The organism is Undibacterium sp. SXout7W (assembly GCF_049339385.1).
Taxonomy (GTDB): Bacteria; Pseudomonadota; Gammaproteobacteria; order Burkholderiales; family Burkholderiaceae_D; genus Undibacterium.
On the sequence record NZ_JBMPPF010000036.1, the window covers coordinates 1 to 8204 of the forward strand.

Sequence of the window (8204 nt, forward strand, 5' to 3'; positions counted from 1 at the left end):
TTTGAATATGAAGAACTACGCGAGAAAATGGGTATTGAAAAGGATGAATATAGCCTATTTGCGAATTTTAAAGCCCGTGTAATTGAAACAGCACAGAAAGAAATAAATAGATTCTCAAGCCTCAGTATTGTGCAAATAGATTACCCAAAAACAGGGCGAAAGGTGACACATGTAGTTTTTCATGTTGAAAAGAAAAAACAGATCACGCTTGAATTAAAAGGCGGCTCACCAAACATCATGGAAATGCCACATCAAGAGGAAAACAAGGAACATCCAGAGGATGTGCTAGAAATGATTTCAATGGGTATTGAAGAAGCGACAGCGTACAGGTGGCGTAAGAAATACGGAGTGAAGAAAATCACCCGAAATATTGCATATACTCGCGCCATGCAAAAAGCAAAAAAAATCCGTGACTCTGTGGCGGGATATTTAGCCCGAGCGATTGCCGATGATTTAGCGAGTGGATGGGAAAAAGAACAGCAAGAGCGAGACAATAGAGCCAAGACCGAAAAAGAGGCGCAGGAAAGAGAGATACAAGGGGAGAAGGAAAGAGCCGAGAAAGTAAAAAAAGCGGTTGAAATAGGTTTTGAATCGTTCCTTGAATTAAAAGAAGAAGAACAAGAGAAAGTAAAAAAAGAATATCTGCAACAGGCCATGCCTGCAATGAAAAAGACATTTGAAAAGAATGGATTAAGTGACAAATTTTTCAAAGCTTATTTAGTTCGCTATTTTGAAAACATACAAAAGCCTGATAATGAATAGACACTGAAAATCATATTTTGTATATACTCAAAGTTTCGATTTTAAAATGGAGAATTTATCGTGAATGCTCATGCTGACAAAATGGCTTTTAGTTTGCCGAATCAAAAAAAATTAAATGATCTTGAACTTGAAATACAACGCTTAGAGCAAGAGCGCGAGAATATCCGAAATGAGGCGAAAAGCGCTTTTGTGCAACAGGTAAAAAGTGCGCTTGAATCGCTTGGAATGAGTCCCGAGGAACTAGCAAAAGCCCTACTGAAGAAACACAAGGTGACAAAGGGTGACAAGGCGGGAACTATTGCGCCGAAATATCGTAACCCTGAAAACCACGCGGAAACCTGGACAGGACGCGGTAAAAAGCCCGTATGGATCGAAAAGCGACTTGGTGCAGGTGAATCCCTCGACTCACTCGCAATATGAGCTACAGGGGGCTATATGGTCTGTATTCAGGTTGAGATGACGGAACAGGAAGCCGAGGACTACGCGCAGTTTCTCAAGCGTGTAAGGTTTGACCAGTACCGCGAGAGTGCACAGACAGACACAGAGGCATACGGAATGCAGGGCGCAGGTGAAAAAATCCGTGTGGCCTTGGCCGAAAAAGGATATGCACCGCGCTAGTGATACGGGGTAACACGCCAATTTTTAAACCGCTTGGATTTGAGGGCGGTTTTTTTTCGTCTGTTGTGTTTGGGTGACATGAGGTGACAGCGGGTTACAGTTGGTGACATGGTGCGGACTGGGAACACGGAGGGACATAGCAAGGGTGAGGGGTGACGATGAGGAGGGGACGAGGAAGAGGAGACGTGATAACGTCTATGATGAGTGTTATTGAATACGGGGTGACAGGTGGTGACAATAGGTGACAACGCATTGACAAAAACACGGCTTGCATTCTAAATGGTTATTTTTATCGCCTACTTTCTTGCCGACATTTCCTATGAATAAAAAACTTGCCCATGCGTTCGCTCTTTGTGGCCTAGATTTAACCGAAGAAAAGGAACGGCAATTTTTTGAAACATTGAGTGAGCAAACCAGAAAAAAGCAATGGGGCGCCAGGTTTGAAACTTACCTTGATTTTGATGTCACCGAGTGTTTAAGTTTAAATTTCCCAGATGTTCGCGTCGGTGAATCTATCGAAAAAAAATACATTTCATTTGATATGGATGATACGGAATGGAGTTTGATAGTTGACCGTATAAACGAATGGAGCGCCGAGGGGATAGAGAATTATTTAAATCAATTTATTTCAGAAATTGAGGATAAAAACAACCTCAAAGAAATTGAGGAAATGAAGAGTCAAACAGTATTTAATAAACAGAGAAAAAATGATTGGTTTGAGTTCATTTTTAAAATAGGCCAGAACAAAAAAATAAGCCCACTATTTAATACATTTTGCCGATTGAAGCGGATTATATCGTTAACCGATTTTTTATATGGTGAGACGGTTAAATTTTATCCTGATGACGTAGTATTTTTTGCGCCTCATTCATTCTCGCACTTTGTTGAGCTATTATTTAGGGCAAAAAATATTAAGTATATACGCAATTACAAGTCATATTTTAGCGAAAACGACGATCATATTATTATAGATAAAGGGTTACCTGACGAACGGGAACACACGCCACAAAAAGACCAAACCAATGTTTATGACTTCACAAATAGAATTTTTATAGACACGTACAAAATCAATTTTACGTTTGGTAAGCGGTCTTATGTTTTTAAAATAAACAGAGGAAGTCTTGCGTCTGATGGTGCGCGTAAAAGAATGAAGAGGATGACAAAAGCAAAAGGCTTGAAGTCATACCACAATCGAATACAGGACACTCTGACTTGCGAATACAATTATCAAAATAGAGCCATTGTGCCTATGTATAGAGACGATTCTGATTTACAAATGGAACATGTAAAAATTGAATTTCCAGACGTAAAAAATAATTATGCAGAATATGAGGCGCTCGGTAGTATAGAAAATGCCTATTTGTATTTTCTCTCTAAACATAACAAAGATTTGCATATTAAACTCTTGAGAGCGATCTTTGAAAAAATCGCCATATTTAGACAGCCACCGCCAATACTAAGCGAAAGCGACATGGAAAAACATGTCTATATTTGCGCATCATCAGGAAGCGGAAAAAGTGAAATTATTAAAAAGCTGGTGCATTCTTGCACGCTTTCAATGAAGCGTAAAAAAATGAGTGCAATAGTGATTGAACCGCATGGTGATTTAATAAAAGATATTCTCAATTTTCGATCTGTACTAGCGCTAGAAAATCGCGTATTTTGTATTGATCCGAAATTTTTTGGCGAAAAGGTTTTTTGCATCAATCCTTTTGATATTCGCCCGAATACTCCCGACTACAAAATACAATCAATCGCGGAGCAATTAACAAATACTATTGCAAAGCTCAATGATGAAAAACACAGCGTAAATATGAAGGCAATTTTATTGCCTTGCATTCAAGTGCTTTTGCGAATGGAGGGCGCAACCTTTCGGGACTTGCAAATGTTTATGGACGACTCCAGGAACGCGCACCTGGTCAACCTGGGGCGTTCTCTGCCATTTATTACCCATTCGGACATGTTCGACAGCGCCAACGGGAAGGGATTTTTTGATAAAGGTTATGACGTAACAAAAAGTGCATTGCACAGAAAATTACAAACGCTTCTAAATTCGGAAATGTTCGTTCGCATGACCTGTGGGCGCTCTAGTGTCGACTTTGAGCACGAGATCGACGAAGGGGCGCTTTTCCTCTTCAACCTCCCGAAAGGGCGCTTGGGTGAGGAATCATCGGAAGCGGTCGGGCGCTTGATTATTTCTATGCTTTCCTCGATTGCCTTGGGACGAGAAGAACAGGAAATGCACCTGCGCGTTCCTACGTATATTTTCGTGGATGAGGTGCAAAATTTTATCAGTGCAGATATTGAAACCATCTTGACCGAGGCGCGGAAATACAAAATGTTTTTGACCTCTGCAAATCAGATCATCGGGCAGGATATGGACACACAATTGAAGGACGTTTTATTGTCCTCTGGCGTAATTTTCGGAGGGATGAACAACGCATCATCTATCAGTGCAGTCGCACGCAATATGAACGCAGACCCCGAGAGCTTCAAGAATTTGCGATTAGGTGAATTTATGATGTATCGGAAGATGGTGCAGAAATCAGAGATCGTCAAAGTGAATATGGTCAACGACAAAGGGGACTACAAAAAGGCTCTGGCCTTCGCTACTAGCGCCTATACAAGCCCTACAGCGGGACGCAAGGCCACAATTGAGGCCAACGAAGCCAATACGCGCAAAGTCGCCTCACAAGAGACCCTAAACAACGCCCAAGGCCCAAAATTTAGCAGGTAAAAAAACAAAAATGCTCGTTCTCTCAAATTCAGAGGTGCGCGTACTTGAGACGCTCACGCGCTACAGGTTCGTTAATACAAATCAGATGCTCGACATGGGGATTTATGCCAGCACACAGAACGCGAGCCGAGGACTCAAGCGCATGCGGGACGTGCCTCACCCACTCATTAAGCGGGTGCAATTCGGGATAACCAGACAGGGGAAACCCTCGGATTTGTACTATATAACCCCGCATGGGGCGGAAATTCTCGCGGATGGCCACGGCCTCGACGTGGACAGCGCCAAAGTGCCTATCATGCGTAAAACGCTGTTTTTCGCGGATATTTGGCACAGAGTCCACACCGTCGATTTTGCAATAGCTTTTGATGCTTGGTGCAGTCAAAACGGCGCAGAGGTGCATGATTTGGCTTTTTACTTCGACAAGACAGGAAGCCAGCGCGGGACGGAAAAACTACGGGCAAAGACAAAAGTGGATCTCGGGGCAGACTGGATAATCCCAGACGGCCATTTTTTCTTTGACTATCAGGGAAAGCCCGAGCTGGTGCTTTTGGAGGTGTACGAGGGGGCAGACACAAAAAGAGCCGTGGAACAGCTCGAAAAGCACATTTTGGCGCTCAATGAGGGCACACCCTCGCTCAAGTTCAAGATCGACAGGGCGCACCGTGTGGCCGTTATTTTTGAGACTTCACAAGCTATGCTTCACGTTCTCAGACGCTTGCAGGACTCCCCTGTTTTTCCTCGATACAAGGACTATTTCATATTTTCCGATATGGCCGGAATAAAAGCCGGCTTCGGCTCAAATTGGCTCGATGTCTCCGGAAAGGAGCGCCCGTTTATTTAGTCCCAAAAATCCGAGCAAAGAAGCCTTTTTTTTCTGTGGCCGTGTCTTTGTCGTGGGTGATGAGCTTCACCGTTGCTTGCGCTTCTGACAACTGTGCAAAAAGCTTTTCTTTGTCTTCCTTGGCTTCGTCTAGCCGTTCGCGGAGCTGGGCGTTTTCTGCCTTCAATTTTGCATTTTCAATAAGTGTTTCGATGTCTTTACCAGTGTCACCTTGTGTCACCTCTTGTTTCTTTTTGTCACCCTCAATGTCACCACCTGTCACCTCTTCGGGTGAATCAAGGTGAATTTTTCCGAATACTCGAATTAGCTCTGACGTGTCGATAACCTTATGGCCTTGGGTGTTCTCAGAACTCGAAAGTGTCCCTTCTTTAAGGTGTTTATATATAGTTTTTCGAGAAACTTTGGCGAGCTTTGCAGCTTCAATTATTGAGACGAGAGCCATATAAAAACCTTAAAAATTAAGAGGTTACAGGGTGACATTTAAAGTGTAACCTTAAAGTAACCATGTATCACCTTATGTCACCTTCATTATGTCACCTTGTAACCTCTTTGCAAATTTATGAGTGCGGGAGTGGATGGAAGGAAAAAGAGCTGTGAAAATTTTCAGCATGGAAATTTTCACAGCTCTTTTGAATGACAGAAACGAATTTGACTTGGTACGGGATTGCATAGAATGAACGGGTAGGGCGCTAACCCTACCCGTCACCTGCGTCACCGCTATTTGTTTTTGTATCCATACAATCTACACGAAGCCAATCAGCCCAACGCGATAAAGGATGACGACTGCTAGTGTTCAAAATGTTATGAGCAATGCTATAAACATTCAAAGAACAACTAGAAGAAAATCAATAACTTGGCGCATTGCGCTTTTCTGAACTTTCATAGAAGGAAAGTAAAGGAATAAAAAACGCTGAAATCGGTTCAGCGTTTTTATATTACCGCGAAAACAGGTGGAAGGCTTCAAAGCACGGCTTTTTTGACACATTCGGCCAAGGGCGTACAATGACGAAATAGCCCTATAGGTGACACCATGAATACTGCCGTATTAAATCAAATCCCCAAAGGGGAAGACCTCACAAGAGCCGTTTTTGAGGTCGAAGAGATCGAGCAAGCGCGAAAAGTCAAAGCTCAAATTCAACGTGGCCTCGATGCGTCCAACGATAAGAGCGCACCGAGAACCGCACACGCCGATTTCATGGCCGAGCTGAAAGCCGAACTAATGAGCCGAGTAGATGCGCGATAAGTACCGTATTAACTGGCTTGAGCCTGCAAAAGAAGACCTGCGAAACATCGTTTTTTATCTAATCGACAAAGCCCCACTGGTAGCTTTGGGCATTCAAGATGAGTTTGCGCACCAGTTGGCCATACTGGAAGAATTCCCAAATATCAGCCAAGAAAACGCCTATTTTGATGGGGTTTTCGATTTCAAAATCAAAGGCTTGCCCTATATCGTTGCCTACAAAATTTTGCATGACTCACGCACCATTGAGATTTTGGCCGTGCTTCATGAACGGAAAAATCGGGCAAATCCCAAAAATTACCCGTTCTGACGAAAAACGCCCTAGTGGGCGTTTTTTTATGTGCCAAATATAGCGCGTCAATTTTTCTCGTCCTTACCTAGTCCGTAGGCTAAAAATGACGTTGCATAGATGAAGATACAAAGACCAATACCAAATATTACAGAGGTTCTTTGCATCATATTTATTCGATAAATCCCACCATCAAAGAAAAAGAACGGCACGGCAAGAATTGCCATGCCAATCAATGCCGTGATATTCATTTTTTTAAAATCCCCTGCTTGCCCTTTTCTGCATAAAAAATAAGTTGCGATTGCAGGATATATGCCGAAAACGACTAATAAAAGCCAAGGTTTTAACTGTGAATATGTATATAAAAAATCGGCAAAAAAACTGTCTTCCATAAATTTTGACCTCTCTATTTAAAAAAATACGTGTTTAAACCTTGTTTTCTGAGTCTCCATGCTGTTCTTTAACGGTTTCGTATAGGGTGGTGGCTTGATACAAACAAAAACGCGACAGAGGCGCAAAAATGGCCTTGTCGCGTTTTTGCAGGAATCGGAAAAACCGCCCTTGGTTCTCGCCTTGGGTTGTTTTTTAGCTCTGGCGCGTGAGCTTAAAGGGCAAACATGCTTCACGTCTGCAAAATAATTCTACTTTGATTTATACAAATTTTGCCCTCGATGTTGTTTTTTGTTTTTCAAAAGCGAAGCGAAAAACACACACAAGGGCAAAGCCCGATTTATGCCGAAAATCAATTTTGCACTAGTGTGTTTATATTTTAATCTTTAAACCTTTTCGCGCGCGCGCGCGAGGCAACAGGCTGGAAAGCCTTTATTGGTGAGGATTTTGAAGGTTTTTTTAGAGGCGCGAACTATTACAAAAACCCCGCGAACTATTACAAAAACCCCGCGAACTATTACAAAAACCCCGCGAACTATTACAAAAACCCCGCGAACTATTACAAAGTTATTCACAAGGTATAGTTTGAATTATTACGTTAACGATTACGGAGTGATTTGACACGTAATAATTTGTTGCTACACTACTCAGGTTTTAAAAAATCAAATCATGTGAACCCAGCCCGTCCGCCTCGATCTCGCAAATATGTCTAATCTCACAGTCCGACAAGGTAACGACCTCATAGAAGCAAGCTACAAAATAGCCTCACTGGGTGAAGCCCGCCTTATACGCTTGCTTATTGCCCAAATATCGCCCAGTGATGAAGATTTTAAAACCTATCAAATATCTGTGACTGACTTTGCCAGAGTCTTCAATTTGAACGGCAGAGACAGTAGTGTTTATGACATGGTGGAAAAATCGGCCGAGGATTTAATACGGCGAATAATTACGATTAAAGACGGGAAAAGCTGGTACAAAACAAGCTGGCTTTCGTCTGCAAAATATGTGCACGGAAGCGGAATTGTAGAGCTTAGATTTGATAAGGATTTGAAACCTCATTTGCTTGGCTTGAAAAGCTATTTCACACAATATGATTTAGAGCATACCGTACATTTTAAAAGCCTATATTCTGTGAGGCTCTTTGAGATTATGCAGAAAGAGGCATTTAAATCTAACGAGCAAGGATATTTTAAGCGGTCTTTTGAATATGAAGAACTACGCGAGAAAATGGGTATTGAAAAGGATGAATATAGCCTATTTGCGAATTTTAAAGCCCGTGTAATTGAAACAGCACAGAAAGAAATAAATAGATTCTCAAGCCTCAGTA

General features: G+C 42.1%; 10 protein-coding genes. 8 read left to right on the top strand and 2 right to left on the bottom strand.

Annotated features, from left to right (window positions below; all coding sequences use genetic code 11):
* The 5 genes from ACO0LB_RS20110 to ACO0LB_RS20130 all read left to right on the top strand — a co-directional run.
* Positions 1-762 (top strand): hypothetical protein (locus ACO0LB_RS20110; RefSeq protein WP_423052405.1); only part of this gene is annotated, 762 nt, incomplete at its 5' end.
* A 60-nt stretch (positions 763-822) separates the two neighbouring features.
* Positions 823-1182, top strand: coding sequence for an H-NS family nucleoid-associated regulatory protein (locus ACO0LB_RS20115; protein WP_423052407.1), 360 nt, complete (start codon positions 823-825; stop codon positions 1180-1182).
* Between the two features lie 15 nt (positions 1183-1197).
* Positions 1198-1380, top strand: coding sequence for a DUF7706 family protein (locus tag ACO0LB_RS20120; protein ID WP_423052409.1), 183 nt, complete (start codon positions 1198-1200; stop codon positions 1378-1380).
* Between the two features lie 319 nt (positions 1381-1699).
* Positions 1700-4117 carry a type IV secretory system conjugative DNA transfer family protein gene (locus ACO0LB_RS20125; protein ID WP_423052411.1) on the top strand — a complete coding sequence of 806 codons (2418 nt, stop codon included), beginning with the start codon at positions 1700-1702 and terminating at the stop codon, positions 4115-4117.
* Positions 4118-4127: 10 nt separating this feature from the next.
* A complete protein-coding gene (locus ACO0LB_RS20130) occupies positions 4128-4958 on the top strand; it encodes a replication-relaxation family protein (protein ID WP_423052413.1) in 831 nt (276 codons plus the stop codon).
* Here the strand turns inward: ACO0LB_RS20130 and ACO0LB_RS20135 are convergent.
* Positions 4951-5400 carry a hypothetical protein gene (locus tag ACO0LB_RS20135; RefSeq protein ID WP_423052415.1) on the bottom strand — a complete coding sequence of 150 codons (450 nt, stop codon included), beginning with the start codon at positions 5398-5400 and terminating at the stop codon, positions 4951-4953. The two genes, ACO0LB_RS20130 and ACO0LB_RS20135, sit on opposite strands and share 8 nt — an antisense overlap.
* A gap of 588 nt (positions 5401-5988) precedes the next feature.
* Between ACO0LB_RS20135 and ACO0LB_RS20140 the strand changes: the two genes are divergently transcribed.
* A complete protein-coding gene (locus ACO0LB_RS20140; protein WP_189359199.1) occupies positions 5989-6201 on the top strand; it encodes a hypothetical protein in 213 nt (70 codons plus the stop codon).
* Positions 6191-6508: a type II toxin-antitoxin system RelE/ParE family toxin gene (locus ACO0LB_RS20145; RefSeq protein WP_423052418.1), complete on the top strand. Its 318-nt coding sequence runs from the start codon at positions 6191-6193 to the stop codon at positions 6506-6508. The genes ACO0LB_RS20140 and ACO0LB_RS20145 overlap by 11 nt, the downstream gene beginning before the upstream one ends.
* Positions 6509-6555: 47 nt before the next feature.
* Here ACO0LB_RS20145 and ACO0LB_RS20150 read toward each other — a convergent pair whose 3' ends face one another.
* Complete coding sequence (locus tag ACO0LB_RS20150; RefSeq protein WP_423052420.1) at positions 6556-6879, bottom strand: hypothetical protein; 324 nt, start codon at positions 6877-6879, stop codon at positions 6556-6558.
* Between the two features lie 703 nt (positions 6880-7582).
* Here ACO0LB_RS20150 and ACO0LB_RS20155 point away from each other — a divergent pair.
* The coding region (locus ACO0LB_RS20155; protein ID WP_423052422.1) for a replication initiation protein at positions 7583-8204 on the top strand (622 nt) is incomplete at its 3' end.